The following is a 20,016-nucleotide window of genomic DNA, read 5'->3' on the forward strand; positions in this document are numbered from 1 at the left end:
GCGATGGAGCCGGTTCCGGGGTGGCCGGTTCTCCGGGGGACGGTTCTCCGTGGGGCGGTCATGGCGTGGCGGGGATGACGACGGCGTCACCGGCGTCCCAGCCGAGCCGCACCTTGGCGCCCGGCTGCACGGCGCTGGCGCCCTGCACGGCCACCAGCACCGGCTTGGCGTGGCCCGGCACCTCCACCGAGAGGTGCGAGACGCCCCCGTAGAAGCTGACGTCCAGCACGCTGCCCTCAAGCGCCTCGACGGGCTCCCCGGACTCGGCGTCGCCGGCGTTCCCGTCGGCCGGGTCGCCGGACCGGTGGAGGACGATCTGCTCGGGCCGGACGCACAGCAGCGCGGCGGCGCCCTCCTCCAGCTCCTCCAGCGGGGTCCCGGCCAGCTCCCCAAGCTCGCCCGCGTCCACCCCGCCCGTGCGGGCCGTTCCGCGGAACAGGTTGTTGGCGCCGACGAAGCCCGCGACGAACGGGCTGCGCGGCCGCTCGTAGAGGGCGACCGGCTCGTCCACCTGGCGGACGCTGCCGCTGTCGAAGACCGCGATCCGGTCCGCCAGCGACATGGCCTCCTCCTGGTCGTGCGTGACGACCACGAACGTGATGCCGACCTCGTGCTGCAGCCGCTTCAGCTCCAGCTGCATGTCGGCGCGGACCTTCTTGTCCAGCGCCGACAGGGGCTCGTCGAGCAGCAGCAGGCGGGGCCGCTTGACGATGGAACGGGCCAGGGCGACGCGTTGGCGCTGGCCGCCGGACAGCTGCGCCGGCTTGCGGTCGCCGTGCGCCGACAGGCCCACGGTCTCCAGCACCTCGCCGACGCGCCGCCGGATCTCCTCGCGGGGCAGCTTCTCCCGCTCCAGGCCGTAGGCCACGTTCTTGGCCACGGTCATGTGCGGGAACAGCGCGTACGACTGGAACATGAGGCTGATCGGCCGCCGGTTCGGCGGCAGCGCGAGCAGGTCGTCGCCGTCGAGCGTCACCGTGCCGTCGTCGGGCGTCTCGAACCCCGCGATGATGCGCAGCAGCGTCGTCTTGCCGCAGCCGGAGGGGCCGAGCAGCGCGAAGAACTCGCCCTGCCCGATCTCCAGGGACACGCCGTCCAGCGCGGTGACCTGGCCGAACCTACGGGTGATGCCGTCAATCTTGAGCACGTGCTTCGCCGATCTTGGTCATGCGCTGGCCCGCGATCACCGCGGTGAAGCTCACCAGCAGGAGGATCGCGCCGAGCGCGTTGATCTCGGGGGTCACCCCGAACCGGATCATCGAGTAGATGACGATCGGCAGCGTCTGCTGGAGGTTGCCGATCGTGAAGAAGGCGATCACGAACTCGTCGAGCGACAACGTGAACGCCAGCATCGCGCCCGCCACGATGCCCGGGGTGAGCTGCGGGAGCGTGACCCTCATGAAGGTGGTGACCGGTCCCGCGCCGAGGTCGCGCGAGGCCTCCTCCAGCGACGTGTCGGTGTTCGTCAGGCGGGTGCGGACCACCGCCGCGACGAACGCCATCGCGAACACACCGTGCGCGAGGATCACCGAGTACAGGCCCAGCGTGAGTTGAATCAGACCGTAGAAGAGCAGCAGGCCGATCGCGAGCACGAGGTCCGGCAGGACGGCCGGCATGAGCGCGACCGCGTCCAGCGTGCGGGAGCGGGTGTGCCGGGCCAGGCCGACGGCCAGCAGCGTGCCGAGCACCGTGGCGATCACGGTGGAGCCCGCCGCCACGATCAGCGTGTTCAGCAGGCCGTCGAGGACCCGCTGGTCCTGGGCCAGCACGCCGTACCACTTGAGGCTGAAGCCCTCGTAGGTGTAGGCCGACTTGCCGGAGTTGAACGACATCGCGACGACCACGGCGATCGGCGCGTACAGGAAGACGATCGTCACCCAGAACGGGACGTACAGGAGCCTCGACCTACGCACGGCGCGCCGCCCATGCCTGCACCAGGAGCAGCACGATGAGCACCGCGACCAGCGCGAGCGTCAGCGCGGAGCCGAACGGCCAGTCACGCGCCTTGAGGAACTCCGTGCGGATCAGGTTGCCCACCATGATCGACTTGCCGCCGCCCAGCATCTCCGGGATGACGAAGTTGCCGAAGCTCGGCACGAACACGAACAGGCACCCCGTCATCACCCCCGGCACGGTCAGCGGCAGCGTCACCTTGCGGAAGGTGGTCAGCCGGGACGCGCCGAGGTTCGCCGACGCCTCGCGGAGCTGCGGGTCGAGCTTCTCGATGGCCGCGTACAGCGGCAGCACCATCAGCGGCAGGTACGAGTAGACCAGGCCGACGACGATGGCGCCCTTGTTGTAGAGCAGCTCGAACGGGCCGAGGCCGAGGCTCTTCAGAGCCGAGTTCACCAGGCCGGGGCCGTTGAGCAGGATGATCCAGGCGTACATGCGGATGATGAAGTTCGTCCAGAACGGGAGCACGATCGCGACGAGCGCGACCGTCTTCCACTTCCGCGGCAGCCGGGCGATCAGGTAGGCCGTGGGGTAGCCGAGGGCGAGCGCTATGAGCGTGGCCAGCGCCGCGATCTCCAGCGACTGGCCGAGCACCCGCAGGTAGAGCGGGTCGATCAGGCGGGAGAAGTTCTCGGTGGTGAACTCGTAGACGACCCCGCCGAAGCGGCCGCGCTGGAAGAAGACGTAGCTCAGCACCAGCGCCAGCGGCACCAGCAGCAGCACGACGAGATAGGCGAGGCCGGGGGTGAGGAAGACGAACGCGCCCAGCCGGCGCCGGCCCCTGAGGGCGGTCGCCGGCCGGGTCCTGACCGGGGACATCACTGCGTCACTGCGCCGTGACCTCGGTCGACAGGCGCGTGTACTTGGTCGACGCCTGACCCAGGTCGATGATCGACTCGCCGTTGAGCAGCTCGGCGGGCTTGATGCCGAGCAGGGAGCCCTTGGGCGGGTTCACCTTGTCCATGGCGGCCTTGTTGGGCACCTTGTAGTTGATGTTCTCGGCCGCCCAGCTGTGGATCTCGGGGTCGAGGATGTAGTTGATGAGGGCGTGCGCGGCCTCCTTGTTCTTGGAGGACTTCATGATCACCATGGTGTCCACCCAGAGGTCGCTGCCCTCCTTCGGCACGGCGAACTTGATGTTCTGCTTCTCGTCGGTCGTCGGGCACCAGCCGTCCCACGCCTCGACCATGACGGCCTCGCCGCTCTTCAGCTTGTCGCCGAACGTGGTGTCGTCGTAGTTGAGCAGGTGCGGCTTGGCCTTGAGGAGCAGCTCCTTGGCCTTCGCGATCTCGTCGTCCTTGTCGGTGTTGACCGAGTAGCCGAGCGACTTGAGCGCGGGCAGCGCCAGCCAGCGCTCGGTGGTCATCATGGTGACCTTCTTGTCGGCCCAGGACGGCGGGTTGAGGATGTCGTTCCAGCTCTTCGGCTCGGCCTTCACCAGGTCGCTGCGGTAGCAGATGCCGGTCGTGCCCCAGGTGTAGGGCACGGAGTACTTGTTGCCCTTGTCGTAGGAGAGCTGGGTGGCCTCGGGGTAGAGGTTCGACAGGTTGGGGATCAGCTCGGGGTGGATCGGCTCCAGCAGGCCCTGCTCGTTGAGTGCCTGGGCGTACTGGCCGGACACGAAGGCCACGTCGATGCCGCTGTCGCCGCCGGCGGTGAGCTTGGTCATCGCCTCTTCGTTGGTGGCGTGCAGGGTGACCTTCAGGTCGGTGACCTTGAGCTTCTCCTTGACCTTGACGGGCAGCTCCTCCGGCGTGTAGCCGTCCCACACCGTGACGGTGAGCGACTGCTTGCTCAGGTCCGCGTTGGGGTTGAGCTGGTCGGCCTCTGCTTTCGCCGCCGAACCCGCGCCGCTGCTCGACGACTCACCACCGCACGCCGCCACGGCGAGCGCGAGGCCGGCCACCGCTACGACGGCCGGAAGACGACGGGTGAACCGGAATCGGGACAAGGCCGCTACTCCTTCTGATGACAAGGGACGAGGGGTCGCGCGACCAACGGACACGGCAGACCAGAGCAGGAGTGTTGCAGCAGAAATCAACATGAGCAAGACTTTTGCGGACATTGCCACCTGGAAGTTTGGTCATGCTGTTGAATCCCGATTCAATATGGGACCGGTTGATCTCGGTGGGTGAGAATCCCCTCACCCAGCGGGACCGCGGCCTCACAGCTGCGCTCGTCGCGTCGTTGGCGGACGACGTGCCCGCACCCTTCGCCGTACGCCGGCTCGGCCCGCTGCCCAGCCTCTCGCACCGCGAAGCCGCCGCCGACACCGGGGTCCCGGTCGAACGCGACTTCGGAGAGCACGTCGATCAGACAAACTATTCGGTGGTGGTGAGTGATCGGGTCGTCGTCAAGTGGCTGACACCCCCGGCACCGATGCCGCATCCCGCCCCTGACGTCCTCGCACACCTGGCCGCGACCGGTTTTCGGGAGATCGCTCCGCCGTTCGCCGCCCTGACTCTTCACGAAAAGTCCGGCCAGGTGCTGCTGCTGGCACTCGTGACCGGCTACTTGCCGGGGGCGCGCGACGGGTGGGAGTGGTGCGTGGACGAGGCCGAGGCGGGACGCGCCGCGTTCGCGGCGGACCTCGGCCGCCTGACCGCCGACCTGCACACGGCCCTGTCCACCTTCCACCCCGGCGACCCGTCCGCCCTCCGTCCCGCGGACCTGGCCGGACCCGTGCCCGAGGCGTCTCGCGGTCCGGCGGCCGGACCCGTGCCCGAGGCGTCTCGCGGTCCGGCGGCCGGGTACGGGGCGCGGGCTGAAGGGGCGCTGCGGGAGGCGCTGGAGCTGACCGGCGGCGAGGACGGCGCGTGGCTGGCCGCGCGGGAGGCCGATCTGCGCCGCGAGCTGGAGCCCCTGCACCGGCCCGCCGGCTCCGCGCCGCTGATCCGCATCCACGGTGACCTGCACGTGGGCCAGATCCTCCGCTGGCGTGACGGCTACGCCGTGATCGACTTCGACGGCAACCCGACCGTGACCGGCGCCGAGCCGTACCAGCCTGCCGCCCGCGACGTCGCCCAGCTCGCCACCAGCCTCGAACACGTCGCCCAGGTCGCCGTCAGGAGGCGCGGCACGCCGCCCGCGGCCGCCGCCCGCTGGGCCCGCGAGGCCCGCGACGCCATGCTGGCCGCCTACCGCCTCCGCCTGGCCGAGCGCGGACGGCCGGAGCTGCTCGACGAGACGCTGCTGCGGCCGTTCGAGATCGAGCAGGAGTGCCGGGAGCTCGTCTACGCGGCCCGCCACCTGCCGCGCTGGCGCTACGCCCCGATGGGCGTCCTGCGCACCTGGTACCCATGACCTCCCACGACCACCCCGCCCAGGCGGCGCCCGAGACACCCGGCGGACGCCGCTCCCACGCGGCGTCCGTGACATCCGCGAGACCCGACCCTTCCGAGCATCACCTGGAGATCCGTTGAACCCCGAGCTGTTCCTGGCCGACCTGGAGGCCAAGCCCGCCGCCCTGGAGGCGCTGGCCGGCGAGCTGGCCGCCGGCGACCCGTTCGAGGGCCTGCCGGGCGACGTCGAGCGGGTGCTGTTCCTCGGCATGGGCAGCTCCCGTTACGCCGCCGGCGTGGCCGCCCTCCGGCTGCGCGCCGCCGGGATCGACGCCTACGCCGACTACGCCTCGGCCGCCGCCACCTACCCCGCCACCCCCGGCACGCTGGTCGTGCCGATCTCGGCCACGGGCGGCAGCCGGGAGACCCTCGACGCGCTCGCCCGCTACACCGGCACCGAGGTGTTCCTCGCGGCCCTCACCAACGCCCCCGGCTCCGCCGTGACCGAGGGCGCCGGCCTGGTGGTGCCGATGCGGGCGGGCGAGGAGCGCGGCGGCGTCTCCTGCCGCACGTTCCAGCACACGCTGGCGCTCCTGCTCGCACTGGAGTCGCGCCTCACCGGCACCTCCCGCGACCTGCCCGCCCTCGTCCGCCGCGCCGCCGAGGCCACGGCCGACCTGCTGGACCGCAGGAAGGAATGGCTGCCCGTGGCGCTGGAGCTGCTGGAGGGCCCGCACGGCGTCTACGCCGTCGCCCCCGCCGAGCGGCTGTCGTCGGCCGAGCAGTCGGCGCTCATGGTCCGCGAGGGCCCGCGCCGCCCCGCCGACGCCTGCGAGACCGGGGACTGGGCGCACGTGGACGTGTACCTGACCAAGACCCTCGACTACCGCGCCCTGCTCTTCCCGGGCTCCCGCTACGACGAGCAGGCCATGGACTGGGTGCGGCAGCGCGGCTCGACGGTGCTGGCGGTGGGCGGCGACGTGCCGGGGGCCGCGGCGTCGATCCGCTACCGGCACGACGACGACCCCGAGGTCGCGCTGCTGACCGAGACGCTGGTCGCCGAGATCGTCGCCGCCCGCTGGTGGGCCGCGGCCTCCTGACCGTCGCCGAGAGGGCCGCCGGCCTCGTCCTCGGCCGCGACCCGCTGCCGACGGAGCCCGTCCCGTTCCACCGCCGCCACCCTCACTCCGGCGGTGGGGTCTCCGGAGCGTCCGTTAACGTACGGTGTACCGTACGGAGGGTGACGACCGAGTACGTCGGCAGGGGTGACCCCGCGCGCAGCCTCGCGCTGCTGTGGCGGACCAGCGAGCGCGCCAGCCGCAAGGGCAAGCCCGACCTGAGCGTGGACCGGATCGTGCGGGCCGCCATCGAGGTGGCGGACGCCGAGGGGCTCCAGGCGCTGTCCATGCGCCGCGTGGCCGAGCGGCTGGGCGTCGGGACGATGTCGCTGTACACGTACGTGCCGGGCAAGCCGGAGCTGTTCGACGTCATGCTCGACACCGTGTACGGCGAGATCGACCGGTCCGAGGACCTGCCCGGCGGGTGGCGGGAGCGGCTGGAGCACATCGCCCGCCAGAACTGGACGCTCTACCTGCGCCACCCCTGGCTGGCCCAGGTGGCGACCAGCCGCCCGGTGCTCGGGCCCAACGGCACGGCCAAGTACGACCACGAGCTGCGCGCCGTCGACGGGATCGGGCTGACGGACGTCGAGATGGACGCGGTGGTCACGCTGGTGACCGGGTTCGTCCACGGCACGGCCCGGGGCGCGGTGGAGGCGTCGCAGGCCGAGAGCGAGACCGGCATGTCCGATGCCCAGTGGTGGGCGGCGCACGCGCCGTTCCTCAACCGCGTCGCCGACGCGAGCCGCTTCCCGACGGCCACCCGGGTGGGTCAGGCGGCGGGCGAGGCCATGGGGACGGCCTACAGCGCGGAGCGCGCCTTCGAGTTCGGCCTCCAGCGCGTCCTGGACGGCATCGAGGCCCTGGTGGCCCGCCGCGCGTCCGCCCCCTGACCGAGCCGCCGGGTCAGCGCAGGGCCGCGGGGGCGGTGGCGGCGGACAGGAGGACCTCGTGCTGCCCGGCGGTGGGCGGCCGGGTCCAGGTGAGCCCCGGGCCGCCGGCGGCGACCACGTGGGACACGACGGCGCGCAGCAGCGCCTCCACGGGCGCGCCCGCCTGCTCCTCCCGCGCCTCCCGGTAGCGGTCCAGCACCCGGGCCAGGTCGATCATGACGGTGTTCTCCGCGTCACCGGCTGTGTCGCCCCCGGCCGGGGCCCGCACGGTCAGGAGCAGGAGGCCGGTCCCGTCCTCGGCCTTCCAGGCGGTGATGCCGGCCGAGGGCGGGGCGCACACGATCTCGCGGACGGCCTCGGCGAAGCGCCGGCCGTCCATGCCGTCCGCCGTTCCGCTCAGCCAGCCGGCGCGCAGGTGGAGCACGCCCGGCCCCTCCGCGGCGCCGTGCTCGGCGACGAGGTCGCGGACCGTGCCCTCCGGGTCGTGCAGGGCCGCCTCGCCACGGGCCGCGAAGGCCTCGGCCAGCGGATGGAGCGAGATGGCCCGGGGCGGCCCGGCGGTGACGATCACGGCCTGGGCCATCTCCAGGAGCGGGGCGCCGGCCTCGTCGTGGAAGGCCCGCAGGCCCTCCGTGAACGCGGTCCCGGCCTCCGCGTCGAGCACCGGGCCCCACGCGTGCCCAGGGGCCTCCTGGGCCCCTCCAGGGCCGTCCTGAGCGGCGGAACGATCACGGCGCAGCCACCAGGTGAGCGCCACGGCCACGGCGACGGCCGAGACGGCGAGCGCGATCCACACCATACGGTCCACTCCCCTCCCCATCGAAGCCCCCGTCGGGCTCCCCATCGGACAGGGCCTAGCAGCGTAATGGCGATCACGACCCGCCCACCTCCTATTTCCCGAAATGTCGTGAAATAGGAGGTGAATGGGGGGTTTCCGGCCGGAAGGCCGGCGTGGCGGTGGGCTAGGAGACCGGCGCGGCGCGGAGCCGTACGACGTGCTCGACCAGCGAGATCAGCGTCGCCTTCACCGAGTCGCGGTTACGCGCGTCCGTACGGACGATCGGCACGTGCGGCGACAGCGCCAGCGCCTCGCGCACCTCGTCCTCGGAGTGCAGGAACTGCCCGTCCCAGCCGTTGACGCCGACCACGAACGGCAGCTTCGCCTCCTCGAAGTAGTCGATCGCCGGGAAGCTGTCGGCCAGCCGGCGCGTGTCGAGCAGCACGACGGCACCGATGGCGCCGCGCACGAGGTCGTCCCACATGAACCAGAACCGGTGCTGCCCGGGCGTGCCGAACAGGTACAGGATCAGGTCGCGGTCGAGCGACAGGCGGCCGAAGTCCATGGCCACGGTCGTCGTCTGCTTGTTGGGGGTCATGCCGAGGTCGTCGATGCCCGCGGACGCGTCGGTCATCACCGCTTCCGTGGTCAGCGGAAGGATCTCGGACACCGCCCCCACGAACGTCGTCTTGCCGACGCCGAACCCGCCCGCGACGACGATCTTCGTCGACGTGAGGCCGGGGCTAGAGCCTGCGAAGTCCACTGAGCACCCTTTCGAGCATGTTGAGGTCTGGCTGTCCCTGGCTGAGGCGTGGCTGGTGCAGGCGGACAAGCCCTTCGTCGGACATGTCCGCCACAAGCACCCTCGCCACGCCCAGCGGGACCCGGAGCAAGGCCGAGATCTCGGCGACCGACCGGAACGTACGGCAGAGCTGCATGATGGCCTCCTGCTCGGGAGTCAGCAAGGCCATCTCGTCGTCCGGTATGGACATGGACGAGATCAGCGTCTCCATCGCGAGGTGATAGCGAGGCTCCGAACGGCCGCCGGTCACCGCGTACGGACGGAACAGGGGCTCGTCGTCCCCGTTGCCGTCAGTGCCGTACACGACCCTCTCCCATCAGTGTCATCGCCTCACCGTGTCCTGGCAGCCTGGAGCTCCGCGCGCAGGGCCGGCGTCAGCGCCTGGCCCGCCCGGTCGACCAGCAGCGTCATCTGGTACGCCACCAGCCCCATGTCGCAGTCGGGCGCGGCCAGCACGGTGATCACCGAGCCGTCGCTGATCGCCATCACGATGAGCAGCCCGCGCTGCATCTCGACGACCGTCTGCGTGACGGAGCCGCCCTCGAACACGCGGGACGCGCCCACGGTGAGGCTCAGCAGGCCGGCGGACACCGCCGCGAGCTGGTCCGCACGGTCCGGCGGGAAGCCCTCGGAACTCGCCAGGCAGAGACCATCGGCCGAGACGACGACCGCGTGCGCCACGCCCGGCGTGTTGCGCACGAAGTCCGTGATCAGCCAGTCGAACCGATGCGCCTCATGGCTCAGCGTCGTCACGCGTCCTCCCTGGAAAGACGCTCGCTCACTCTTGTTCCTCCTGTTCGCGTACTTCCGCCCGTCCCCGGCGCACTCCCTGCTGGAAGCTGGCCATCCGGCTGCGCATCCGGTCAGCGGAGACCGGTGGCGCCGGCGCCTGCCGCTGCTGCCGTTGCGGCTGCGCGGCCTGCGAGCCGGCCGTACCTGGGACCAGGTTGGCCTTGGGGGTGCGCTTGGGCAGCCCGGCGGCGGTGATGCCGCCGAGACTGGGGTCGCTGGCCGCGGCCGCCGCACGCCAACCGGCGTCCGCGGCCGTTCGCCACGCTTCCTCCCCAGAGACTACGGCTTGCGATGGGTTGTGCTCATCACGGCCGGGCGCCGAGGTCGCCTGCTCGCCCGGCGGGCGGCGGAACCAGGCCGACTCCACCGAGGCGAAGATCGGCAGGTACTCCTCCTGGCCCTTGTCCATCGGGGACACGTCCACCGAGGGCGGCGACTCGGGTCTGCGCACGTCAGCGGTGCTGTACCCCGAGGCGGCCGGTGCCGGCGGCGGCGTCTGGAACGCGCCATTACCACTTCCGGCTCCCGGGAAGCCCTCACGGCTGGGGAAGCTCTCACGGCTCGCAAATCCGTCGCGGCTCGGGAACGCGTCGCGGCTGGGGAGGGGCTCCCGGCTGGGGAAGGGGTCCCGGCTCGGCATGTCCTCGCGGCCAGGGAGGTCCTCCCTGCGGGGCAGGCCCTCCCTGCGGGGTCCCCGGGTGCCGGGGGCCGGCGGGGCCGACGGGAAGCCGCCGGCGCCCTCCTGACCGGGATGGGACGGGAAGCCACCGGGCGCGTCGGGGCTCGGGTACGAGGGGAAGCCGCCGGTGTCGTACGACGGCTGCCGCAGGGCGCCGCCGTCGGTGTCGGCGGTGAAGGGCGGCCCGCCGGGCCGGCCCGTGCCGTTGCCCGCGGTGCCGAAGGAGTCGAGGCTGCCGAAGGAGCGGAAGGAGCCGTTCTGCGCGGGCGTGCCGTGCCGCCCGCCGGCCCCGCTCCCGCCCGGTCCGCCGGCGCCACTGCCCGCCAGAGCGGGTCCGCCGAGCCCCGGACCGGCCAGGCCAGGACCGGTGAGACCCGTACCGGCCAGACCAGGGCTGGTCAGGCTGGAGCCGCCGAGGCCGGGCCCGCGGCCCGCCGGGGCGACGCCGGCCGGGTCGCCGCTGCCCGCGAACGCGGGGCGCTGCGGCAGCGGCGGCTGGGAGCCGTCGGCGACGAGCGCCGGAGGCAGCAGCACCATGGCGATCAGGCCGTTGCCGTCACCCTTGCGGAGCTGGACGCGGATGCCGTGGCGCAGGGCCAGCCGTCCGACCACGAACAGGCCCATGCGCCGCGAGACCGACACGTCCACGACGGGCGGCTCGGCGAGGCGGCGGTTGGCCTCGGTCAGCTCGTCCTCGGTCATGCTGATGCCGGCGTCGGTCACCGACAACAGCGCGCCGCCGCCCTCGATGAGGCTGCTCGTCACGGAGACCTGGGCGTTGCTCGGGGAGAACTGCAGGGCGTTCTCGACCAGCTCGGCCACGAGGTGGACGAGGTCGTTCGCGGCGCTGCCGACCACCGAGGTGCCCCGGTGGACCTTCACCTGGACGCGCTCGTACCCCTCGACCTCCGACAGGGCGGCGCGCACGACGTCCACGAGCTTGGCCGGCTGGCTGCGCCGGCGGGAGGGCTCGTGGCCGGCGAGGACCAGGAGGTTCTCGGAGTTGCGCCGCATGCGGGTGGCCAGGTGGTCGAGCTTGAACAGGTCGGCCAGCCGGCCGCCGTCCTGCTCGCCCTTCTCCAGGCCGTCGATGAGGGAGATCTGCCGCTCGACCAGCGTCTGGGTGCGGCGCGAGAGGTTGACGAACATCGAGCTGATGTTGCCGCGCAGCTCGGCCTCCTCGCCCGCCAGCCGGACGGCCTGCCGGTGGACCTGGTCGAAGGCCTTGGCCACCTCGCCGATCTCGTCGCTGCCCTCGACGTCGATCGGCCGTACCTCCGGCACCACGTCGCCGTTGAGGCGCAGCTTGCGGACCACGTCCGGCAGCCGGAAGCCGGCGATCTCCAGGGCCTCGGTGCGCAGCCGGCGCAGCGGGGTGACCATGGAGCGCGCGATGGCGACGGTGAGCAGCGCGACGAGCAGCAGGAGGGCGAGGATGAGGACACCGGCGATGACCGCGTTGCGCACCTCGGCGTCACGCAGCTCGGTGCCGCGCAGGGCCAGCTTCTTGTTGATCTCGGCCTCCACCGTGTGGAGGGCGCTGATCGTGGTGGCGTTGTCGCTGAACCACTGGTCGGCGGCCGAGATCTTGCCGGGGTCGGTCGAGGCGAGCAGGTTCTGCCGGATGCGGACGCCCGGCTCCTTGCCGCTGGCCAGCGTGATGGCGCGCGACTTGATCAGCTCGGTGTTGTAGTACTCCGGCCTGGTCAGCGCCTTCTGCAGGCGGATGGCGACCTGGGGGCCGGCCTCCTGGCCGACGGTGGTGATGTCGGAGCGCTGGGCGGCGTTGGAGGCGATGAACCGCTCGACCTCCTTGGCGTCCATGCTCCCCGGGTTGTAGTAGCCCTTGAGGAGCTGGACGCGCTGGCGGGAGATCTCCTCCTTGGCGCGCGCGATGGCGCCCAGCGCGCGGAACTGGCCGATGATCTGCGAGTCGTCGCTGAGCAGGCTCAGCTCGTCGTGCAGGCGGAGCAGCGTGTCGAGCAGGGTGTTGTAGCGCGTGGTGTCGCGCTGGCCCTCGGCGCGGGTGCGGGGCAGCTGGCGGATGTCGAGCCGGGCCCGCTTGACGACGTCGAGGACGCGGACGCCGTACGAGTCGTCCATGGCGTTCATGTCGGCCTGGACGGTCTTCACGAGCTGGTCGACGGCGGCCTTGCGCTCGGCGTACGGCTTGGCGAGCTTCCTGCGCAGGGCCCTGCCGGCGTCGACCCAGCCGCCGCCCGTGTCCCGCTCCAGGCCCACGGCCTGGACGAGGTCGCGGATGTGGCCCGCGTCCTCGGCGGCGCGGATGGTGCGCTCGTAGTCGCTGATGCTCTGGATCGAACCGACCACGCGGGCGCCCCCCAGCGCCACGCAGACGACGGTGGGAACCAGGATGAGGGCGGTCAGACGCCATCTCACGCGCCAGTTGCGCAGCCCGAGCCGAGGCGATGGGGATCGCCCCTCGCGGCCCCGCCCGGCGGCCTGGCCGCTGTCGGAGTTCCCCGTAGTCACTGCTTCCGCAACCCCTCAATCAATCCCGCGCTCCACGGGCCGTAGGACGTCCACAAGGTATCCGCAGCATGGGACTACCTACGCAAATCGGATGCAATCGTTACATATGTGACCAGTCCCGTCGTGAGTGGTTCAGCGCAGTGCCGCCAGCACCAGATCGCGGACCTGGCCCCGCTGCGCGTCGTCACTGAGGGGACGTCCGGCGCGATCGACCACGTAGAAGACGTCCACCGCCTCCGCGCCGAGAGTCTCCACGCGAGCCGCTCTCACGTCAAGACCACACTCACCGAACGCCCGTCCGATGCGCCACAGGAGTCCCGGCCTGTCATGGGCCCTGACTTCCACCACCGTGGCGGTCGCCGAGGCGTCGTCCACCAAGGTCACACGGGGTGGCGCGACCGGAACACGAGAGGGCCTCACGTACCGGCTCCGGCGGGCCAGCCGTTGCTCGATGTCAAGACGGCCGGCAAGGACGAGACGGAGGTCGGCTTCCAGCGTGGCGGGGTCCGGAGGTGACCCGTACTCGGGGACCACCGAGAACTCGATCACCGCGGTGGATCCCGCGGAGGCCGAGGCGGCCGAGCGGACGATCAGCCGATGGGCGGCCAGCACCCCGGCCGCGTTCCACAGCAGGCCGATGCGATCCGGGGCGACGACCGTGACCGCGCCGCCGTTGACGCGGACCGCTCCGCCGCCGTGCCGGGCCAGGGCTGCCTGCTCCGGGGACAGGGTGGGCGCCTTGGGCGGCGGCGAGCCCGACAGGACCGACCGGACGCGGCGCACGAGATCGGCGACCAGACCCGCCTTCCAGGCATTCCAGGCCGCCGGGCCGGTGGCGTGGCCGTCGGCCACCGCGAGCGCCGCCAGCAGGTCCAGCACCTCCCGCGTGCCGACCGTGCCCGCGACCTTCTCGATCGTCACGGGGTCGTCGAGGTCGCGCCGGGTCGCCGTCTCCGGCAGCAGGAGGTGGTGGCGCACCACGGTGGCCAGGACCTCCACGTCCGCCGGCGGCAGGCCGATGTGGGCGGCGATGTCGCGCACCACGACCTCACCCGTCGCCGAGTGGTCGCCGGGCCAGCCCTTGCCGATGTCGTGCAGCAGCGCCGCGATCAGCAGCAGGTCGGGGCGGGACACCTCACGGGTGTGGCCGGCGGCGTTCGCGGCGGCCTCGATGAGGTGCCGGTCGACGGTGAAGCGGTGGATCGGGTTGCGCTGGGGGCGGTGGCGCACGCGCTCCCAGTCAGGAAGCATCTTGACAAGGATGCCCGCCTGGTCGAGCTCCTCCCACACGGGCACGGCGGCGCGGCCAGCGCCGAGGATCGACACCAGCGCGTCGCGCGCCTCGTCCGGCCAGGGGACCGGCAGCGGAGGGGACTGAGCTGCGAGGACGGACACCGTCGCGGGCGCCAGCGGCAGCCCGGAGTCGGCCGCCGCGGCGGCCGCGCGCAGCACCAGCAGGGGGTCCTTGCGGGGGTCGGCGCCCCGGGCCAGCACCACCTCGCCGCCGTGCTCGACCACGCCGTCGGCCAGCGGACGCCGGCCGCGCGGCGCCGGCCCTGACACCAGCCTGTCAACCGTGCGCCAGGTCACGTCGAACGCGTGGGAGATCGTCCGGCCCGCCTCCGCGAGCCGCCGCATCAGCGCCTCCGCGTCGAGCAGGCCGAGCAGCCCGGCGACGGCCTCCTGCTCCTGCAGGACGAGCCGGTCGGCGCCCCGGGCTGTGACGACGTGCAGCGCGTGCCGCACGTCCAGGATGAACTCGTACGCCTCGCGGGCCCGCGGACCGGGGGCCGAGGCCACCCAGGCCGCGGCCACGGCCTGCATGGCCTGGAGGTCGCGCAGCCCGCCGCGGCCGTCCTTGAGGTCGGGCTCCAGCAGGAAGGCGACCTCGCCGCTGACCTGGGCCCGCTTGTCGGCCGCCTCACGCAGCTCGCCGAGCCTGCGCCGGGAGTCGGCCCGCCACTCGGCCAGCACCGACTCCCTGACCTTCCTGGTCAGCTCCGGGTCCCCGGCCACGTGCCGGGCCTGGATGAGGCCGAGGACCGCCTTCAGGTCGTCCCGGGCCACCGCCACGGCCTCGTCCACGGTCCGCACCGAGTGGTCGAGGCCGATGCCGGAGTCCCAGATCGGGTACCAGATGCGGTCCGCCACCCTGCCGACGTCGCCCCGGCCGCCGTGCAGCAGCACCAGATCGAGGTCGCTGCCCGGAGCCAGCTCGCCGCGCCCCAGGCTGCCGACGGCGACCAGGGAGACGTTGTCGCCGTCGCTCGCCGTTCGGAAGAGGTCCTTCAGCCAGCGGTCGGTGTCCGCGGCCCGCTCCTTGCGGGCCGCGGCGTACGAGCGAGCTTCTCCCCTCAAGACGTCCCCTCGCCGGGCTCCGTCCGGACGCCCTCGTCTCGCTGCCGATCCATCTGCCATGCCTCGCCGATCCGGCGCGGACGCCGTCGTCCACGCCGGATGGTCCTTCCGCCTGTGCCTAGAGGGCGTCCAGGCCGCGCTCGCCGGTGCGGACGCGGATGACCGTGTCCACGGGAACCGACCAGACCTTGCCGTCGCCGATCTTCCCGGTCTGCGCGGCCTTGACGATGACGTCGATCACGTCCTCGGCGTCGTCCTCGTCCGCCAGCACCTCCAGGCGGACCTTGGGCACCAGGTCGACCTGGTACTCGGCGCCCCGGTAGACCTCGGTGTGGCCGCGCTGCCGGCCGTAGCCGCTGGCCTCGCTGACCGTCATGCCCTTGATGCCGAACTGCTCCAGGGCGGCTTTCACGTCATCGAGCTTGAAGGGCTTGATGACCGCGGTGATGAGTCTCATGCGTCCACCTTCTTAGGCGCCGGGCTGACGGCGGGCCCGCTGGGGGATGCCACGCCGGAGGCGTGGACGGTGCCGAGGTCGTAGCCGGTCTCGGCGTGGGTGGTGATGTCGATGCCGGTGACCTCCTGGTCCTCCGGCACCCGGAAGCCCATCACCTTGTCGATGATCTTGCCGAGCACCCAGGTGACGACGAAGGAGTAGCCGCCGATAGCGACCGGGCCGAGCACCTGGAGGCCGAGCTGGGTCAGGCCGCCGCCGTAGAACAGGCCCTTGTTCTGCTGCTCAAGGAAGGGGTAGGCGGCCAGGAAGCCCAGGGAGACGGCGCCGATGACGCCGCCCACCAGGTGGACGCCGACCACGTCGAGCGAGTCGTCGTAGTTGAGCTTGTACTTCAGGCCGACGGCGTAGGCGCAGACCGCTCCGGCGATCAGGCCGATGAGCAGCGCGGCCCACGGGTCGACGAAGCCACAGGCGGGCGTGATGGCCACCAGGCCGGCGACCGCGCCGGAGGCGACGCCGAGGCTGGTGGCGTGGCCGTCGCGCATCTTCTCCACGACGAGCCAGGCGCCGGCCGCGACGGCGGTGGCGATCTGCGTGTTCATGAACGCCAGGCCGGCCGTGCCGTCCACCGCGAGCTCGGAGCCGGCGTTGAAGCCGAACCAGCCGAACCACAGCAGACCGGCGCCGAGCAGGACCAGCGTCAGGTTGTGCGGGCGCATGGGCTCCTTGCGCCAGCCCTTGCGCCTGCCGAGGACCAGGGCGAGGGCGAGGGCCGCCGCGCCGGCGTTGATGTGGACGACCGTGCCGCCGGCGAAGTCCTCGATACCGAGGGTGTTCAGCCAGCCGGTGCCCCAGACCCAGTGGGCGACGGGGAAGTACACGATCGTGGCCCACACGAAGCTGAACAGCACCCAGGCGCCGAACTTCGCGCGGTCCGCGATCGCGCCGCTGATCAGGGCGACCGTGATGATGGCGAACGTCAGCTGGAAGGCCGAGAAGACCAGGCTGGGCATGCCCGTGCCGTCGCCCTTCGTCGCCGTGTTGACGAGGCTCTGCAGGCCGACGTGGTCGAGGCCACCGACGAACTGGTTCAGCCACGACATCGAATTGTCGCTGAACGCCAGCGAGTGCCCGTAGAGCACCCAGGCGATCGTCACTGTGATGATGGCGACGAACGACATCATCATCATGTTCAGGACACTCTTGGCCCTGGTCATGCCCCCGTAGAAGAACGCGAGGCCCGGAGTCATCAGCAGCACCAACGCGGTGGCCGTGAGCATCCAGGCAGTCGTGCCGCTGTCGATCTTCACGACGCGACCCTCCTTACATATGACGTGTGGCCACAGCGTGTTCGTCCGGAGTTTCATGGCTCGACCAGGTGTGTTTCGCGTTCGTGAATCTCGCCACAGTGGTGTTTCGAGGGTGTTTCGGCCTTTTCACACACGGCATTTGGGGCGCGGTGACCACTACACTTAGGTTTGCCTTACCTAAACGATCAAGGAATGCCCATGCGTCTCCGCCTGGCCGCCGCGGCCTTGCTCCCCCTTCTCGCCCTCGCCTCCTGCGGCACCTCCACGGCGCCGCAGGAGGCCGGCCCGACCCGAACCGTCAAGCACGCCATGGGCGAGACCAAGGTGCCCGCGGAGCCCAAGCGGGTCGTGGTGCTCGACACCGACAAGCTCGACACGATGGTGTCGCTCGGCCTGGCGCCGGTGGGCGCGGCGCAGGCCGCCGAGAACCAGGCGTGGCCCAAGTACCTCGGGTCCGCGCTGTCGGCCACCAAGCCGGTCGGCACGCTCCAGCAGCTCAACCTCGAAGCGATCATGGCGCTGAAGCCGGACCTGATCCTGGGCTCCAAGTTCCGCCAGGCCGCCTTCTACGACAAGCTCAGCAAGATCGCGCCCACGGTGTTCACGGAGAAGGTGGGCGTCACCTGGAAGCAGAACTTCCTGCTCGACGCCGAGGCGCTGGGCAAGAAGGAGAAGGCCGCCGAGCTGCTGTCGGCCTACGAGGCACGGGCCCGTAAGGTGGGCGCCGAGTTCACCTCGCTGAAGGTGAGCATCGTCCGCTTCATGCCGACGGAGATCCGCATGTACGGCCCGGAGTCGTTCAGCGGCATCGTCGTCGGCGATGCGGGCATCCCCCGGCCCGAGGCGCAGATGCTGGCGAGCCAGGCCGACAAGCGCTTCGGCAAGCTCAGCCAGGAGAACATCGCCCAGGCCGACGCCGACGCCGTCTTCTACAGCGCGTACGGCGACGCGGCCGCCAAGAGCCAGGCGGCGGTGACGGGCGGCCCGCTGTGGAAGAACCTCGCGGCCGTCAAGGCGGGACACGCCTACAACGTGGACGACGAGATCTGGATGCTCGGCATCGGCGTCACGGCGGCCGGCAAGATCCTCGACGACCTCGACCGCTACCTGACCCCCCTGGCCTGACCGCTTGTCCCGTCCCGCCTCGGCGGCGCTCCAGCCTGCGCGGCCGGTGGACCTATGAGCGCCGCGTGCGGAGCTTCTGGCGGTTGCCGCAGCGGCTCATGGAGCACCACCGGCGGGCGCCGGGACGCGAGGTGTCGAGGAAGATCAGGTGGCAGTTGTCCCCCGCGCACATCCGCACCCGCCCGGCTCGGGGGCCGCTGAACAGCTCGATCGCGTCGCGGGCCACCGCCGACAGGAACTGCGGCCCCGTCACGGGGTAGGCCCACCCCCTTTCCCGGTTCCCCCCGATCACCGGGGCGGGTGGCGGCGCCGCGGCCGCCTCGTTCAGCACCTGAAGGTCGTCCCCCGCCTTCCCCGCCACCTCGTCGTACGGGTCCTCGATCGGGGGCGGGACGCCCGGGAGGCCCTCGGCGCCGGCGGCCCGTACGGCCAGCCGCCAGATCGCGGCCCGCAGCCGCCTGGCCGCCGGCAGGTCGCCGGGCCCCGCCACCACCGGCCCCTCGATCCCGAGCCGCGTCCGGGCGATCCACGCCGCCAGATCCCCGGGCTCGCGCAACTGCTCCCACGGCTCCACCGCCCCGCTGAGCAGGAACTCCAGGCAGAGCGTGCCCGCGTCGAACCGGAACCGCTGCCCGTCACCGCCCGTCAGCGTCATCCCGCTCGCGCTCGCTGTCGTCCCGCTTGCGCCATCCACTCCAGCACTGTAACACTGACACCGGTTAAACCGGTGTACTCCCGACCCGAGGAGATTCCCCATGGAAGAGCTGATCGCCCTGACCGAGAAGGCGTGGGAGGCGAACAGGAACGGCGACGCCGCCTTCTACGACCGTTTCCTCACCGCCGACGTGGTGAGCGTCTCCCCCTGGGGCGTGGTGACCGATCGCGACGCCACGCTCAAGGGGTTCGCCGAGAACCGGAACCCGTACACCCGCACCGACCAGTCCGACCACAAGGTCGTGATGCTCACCGAGGACAGCGCGGTCCACACGAGCACGGTCGAGATCGACATGCTCGTGGGCGGCACCACCGAGCGGACGATGCGCGTCTACGCGACGACGGCGCTGGTGCGCACGGACGGCGAGTGGAAGGCGGCCTTCTTCCAGATCACCCCCGCGCCCGAGCGCTGAGCGGCGCCCGGCCCTCCGACTCCCAGAACGCGCGCAGATGGGGGACGAGCTCGGCCGCCCGCTCCTCGGGGAAGAACAACCGGCCGCCCTCGATCTCGACCACTTTGCGGACGCCGGGGATCGTGTCGCGCAGCCACCGCGCCCACTTCACGTCGAAGAAGACGTCCCCGGTCCCCCACACCACGAGCGCGGGCATGGCCAGCACGGTCAGCAGCGGCTCGATGGCGATCATGTCCTTGGCGTCGACCGAGGTCAGCATCCGCTCGAACGCCTCGCCTCCTCCGGGCTTGGACAGGATCGGCCGCAGGTACGCCTCGACGACCGCCGCCGGGTCCTCGACATGCTCGTAGCTCACGCCGTACGCGGTGACCGAGAGCAGGTCGGGCCGGCCGAGGAGCGTCTCGACGAGCGGCACGAGCTCGCCGCGCGCGGCCAGCTCGACCGTGGGCACGAACGCCGGGGGCGGCGTGTCCTCGTGGACGTCGCAGTTGGTCAGGGTGAGCGTACGGAGCCGTTCGGGGTGCCGGACGGCGAGGATCTGGGCGACGGCGCCGCCCGTGTCGTTGGCGACCAGGTCGACCTCGCCGAGCCCCAGCTCCGCGCAGAACTCCTCGATCGCCTCCGCGAGCGCCGGCAGCGACAGGTCCTCGCGGATCTCGCTGCCGCCGTGCACGGGCAGGTCCGGCGCCACGCAGCGGCGCTCGCCGCGCAGCTCGGCGATGACGTTGCGCCACAGGTGCGAGCCGGTCCCCACGCCGTGCAGGAACAGCGTCACGGGCCCGTCGCCCTCGTCCACGTAGGTCAGCCCGGCGGCCTTGGCCATGGTGTCCTCCACTCTAGACATACCGAC

At 71.7% G+C, this 20,016-nt stretch carries 19 protein-coding genes; 5 read left to right on the forward strand and 14 right to left on the reverse strand.

Annotated features, from left to right (window positions below; genetic code table 11):
* Positions 1-58: 58 nt before the first annotated feature.
* Genes ABZS51_RS29090 through ABZS51_RS29105 form a run of 4 tightly spaced genes read right to left on the reverse strand, consistent with a single transcriptional unit; the run spans position 59 to position 3,904 of the window.
* Positions 59-1,147, reverse strand: coding sequence for an ABC transporter ATP-binding protein (locus tag ABZS51_RS29090; RefSeq protein ID WP_355447413.1), 1,089 nt, complete (start codon positions 1,145-1,147; stop codon positions 59-61).
* On the reverse strand, positions 1,134-1,913 hold the full coding sequence (locus tag ABZS51_RS29095) for an ABC transporter permease (RefSeq protein WP_355447416.1): 780 nt from the start codon (positions 1,911-1,913) through the stop codon (positions 1,134-1,136). Before ABZS51_RS29095 ends, ABZS51_RS29090 begins: the two co-directional genes overlap by 14 nt.
* Positions 1,906-2,772, reverse strand: a complete 867-nt coding sequence (locus ABZS51_RS29100) for an ABC transporter permease (RefSeq protein WP_310710692.1) — start codon at positions 2,770-2,772, stop codon at positions 1,906-1,908. The genes ABZS51_RS29095 and ABZS51_RS29100 overlap by 8 nt, the downstream gene beginning before the upstream one ends.
* Before the next feature lie 7 nt (positions 2,773-2,779).
* Positions 2,780-3,904, reverse strand: a complete 1,125-nt coding sequence (locus ABZS51_RS29105) for a spermidine/putrescine ABC transporter substrate-binding protein (RefSeq protein ID WP_355447419.1) — start codon at positions 3,902-3,904, stop codon at positions 2,780-2,782.
* A 176-nt stretch (positions 3,905-4,080) separates the two neighbouring features.
* Between ABZS51_RS29105 and ABZS51_RS29110 the strand changes: the two genes are divergently transcribed.
* The 3 genes from ABZS51_RS29110 (at position 4,081) to ABZS51_RS29120 (ending at position 7,245) form a co-directional block, all read left to right on the forward strand.
* On the forward strand, positions 4,081-5,256 hold the full coding sequence (locus ABZS51_RS29110) for a hypothetical protein (RefSeq protein WP_355447422.1): 1,176 nt from the start codon (positions 4,081-4,083) through the stop codon (positions 5,254-5,256).
* Positions 5,257-5,371: 115 nt separating this feature from the next.
* Positions 5,372-6,334 (forward strand): SIS domain-containing protein, encoded by a 963-nt coding sequence (locus tag ABZS51_RS29115; RefSeq protein ID WP_355447425.1) that lies wholly within the window; start codon positions 5,372-5,374, stop codon positions 6,332-6,334.
* Between the two features lie 140 nt (positions 6,335-6,474).
* Positions 6,475-7,245 (forward strand): TetR/AcrR family transcriptional regulator, encoded by a 771-nt coding sequence (locus tag ABZS51_RS29120; RefSeq protein WP_310710688.1) that lies wholly within the window; start codon positions 6,475-6,477, stop codon positions 7,243-7,245.
* A 13-nt stretch (positions 7,246-7,258) separates the two neighbouring features.
* Here the strand turns inward: ABZS51_RS29120 and ABZS51_RS29125 are convergent, their stop codons facing one another.
* From ABZS51_RS29125 to ABZS51_RS29160, 8 genes are all read right to left on the reverse strand, one after another.
* A complete protein-coding gene (locus tag ABZS51_RS29125) occupies positions 7,259-8,044 on the reverse strand; it encodes a hypothetical protein (RefSeq protein WP_355447427.1) in 786 nt (261 codons plus the stop codon).
* A gap of 163 nt (positions 8,045-8,207) precedes the next feature.
* The gene (locus ABZS51_RS29130; protein ID WP_310710686.1) at positions 8,208-8,786 is read right to left on the reverse strand and encodes an ATP/GTP-binding protein; all 579 of its coding nucleotides are present in this window, start codon (positions 8,784-8,786) and stop codon (positions 8,208-8,210) included.
* Positions 8,767-9,129 (reverse strand): DUF742 domain-containing protein, encoded by a 363-nt coding sequence (locus ABZS51_RS29135; protein WP_310710685.1) that lies wholly within the window; start codon positions 9,127-9,129, stop codon positions 8,767-8,769. Before ABZS51_RS29135 ends, ABZS51_RS29130 begins: the two co-directional genes overlap by 20 nt.
* A 26-nt stretch (positions 9,130-9,155) precedes the next feature.
* Positions 9,156-9,578, reverse strand: a complete 423-nt coding sequence (locus ABZS51_RS29140; RefSeq protein WP_175595573.1) for a roadblock/LC7 domain-containing protein — start codon at positions 9,576-9,578, stop codon at positions 9,156-9,158.
* A 25-nt stretch (positions 9,579-9,603) separates the two neighbouring features.
* Positions 9,604-12,696: a nitrate- and nitrite sensing domain-containing protein gene (locus ABZS51_RS29145; RefSeq protein ID WP_355447432.1), complete on the reverse strand. Its 3,093-nt coding sequence runs from the start codon at positions 12,694-12,696 to the stop codon at positions 9,604-9,606.
* 225 nt (positions 12,697-12,921) lie between these two features.
* Positions 12,922-15,147, reverse strand: a complete 2,226-nt coding sequence (locus ABZS51_RS29150) for a [protein-PII] uridylyltransferase (RefSeq protein WP_310710683.1) — start codon at positions 15,145-15,147, stop codon at positions 12,922-12,924.
* Between the two features lie 118 nt (positions 15,148-15,265).
* Positions 15,266-15,604, reverse strand: a complete 339-nt coding sequence (locus ABZS51_RS29155) for a P-II family nitrogen regulator (RefSeq protein ID WP_355447436.1) — start codon at positions 15,602-15,604, stop codon at positions 15,266-15,268.
* The gene (locus ABZS51_RS29160; protein ID WP_355447439.1) at positions 15,601-16,914 is read right to left on the reverse strand and encodes an ammonium transporter; all 1,314 of its coding nucleotides are present in this window, start codon (positions 16,912-16,914) and stop codon (positions 15,601-15,603) included. The genes ABZS51_RS29155 and ABZS51_RS29160 overlap by 4 nt, the downstream gene beginning before the upstream one ends.
* A 198-nt stretch (positions 16,915-17,112) precedes the next feature.
* On the opposite strand from ABZS51_RS29160, the gene ABZS51_RS29165 reads away from it, so the two are divergent.
* On the forward strand, positions 17,113-18,039 hold the full coding sequence (locus ABZS51_RS29165; RefSeq protein WP_355447442.1) for an iron-siderophore ABC transporter substrate-binding protein: 927 nt from the start codon (positions 17,113-17,115) through the stop codon (positions 18,037-18,039).
* Between the two features lie 52 nt (positions 18,040-18,091).
* On the opposite strand, the gene ABZS51_RS29170 is transcribed toward ABZS51_RS29165, so the two are convergent.
* A complete protein-coding gene (locus ABZS51_RS29170) occupies positions 18,092-18,733 on the reverse strand; it encodes an ABATE domain-containing protein (protein WP_355447445.1) in 642 nt (213 codons plus the stop codon).
* Between the two features lie 61 nt (positions 18,734-18,794).
* Here ABZS51_RS29170 and ABZS51_RS29175 point away from each other — a divergent pair, with 61 nt between their 5' ends.
* On the forward strand, positions 18,795-19,166 hold the full coding sequence (locus tag ABZS51_RS29175) for a nuclear transport factor 2 family protein (RefSeq protein ID WP_310710678.1): 372 nt from the start codon (positions 18,795-18,797) through the stop codon (positions 19,164-19,166).
* On the opposite strand, the gene ABZS51_RS29180 is transcribed toward ABZS51_RS29175, so the two are convergent.
* Positions 19,144-20,010, reverse strand: a complete 867-nt coding sequence (locus tag ABZS51_RS29180) for an alpha/beta hydrolase (protein WP_355447449.1) — start codon at positions 20,008-20,010, stop codon at positions 19,144-19,146. The two genes, ABZS51_RS29175 and ABZS51_RS29180, sit on opposite strands and share 23 nt — an antisense overlap.
* Positions 20,011-20,016 lie beyond the last annotated feature (6 nt).

Source organism: Nonomuraea sp. NPDC005501 (assembly GCF_040605905.1).
Taxonomy (GTDB): Bacteria; Actinomycetota; Actinomycetes; order Streptosporangiales; family Streptosporangiaceae; genus Nonomuraea.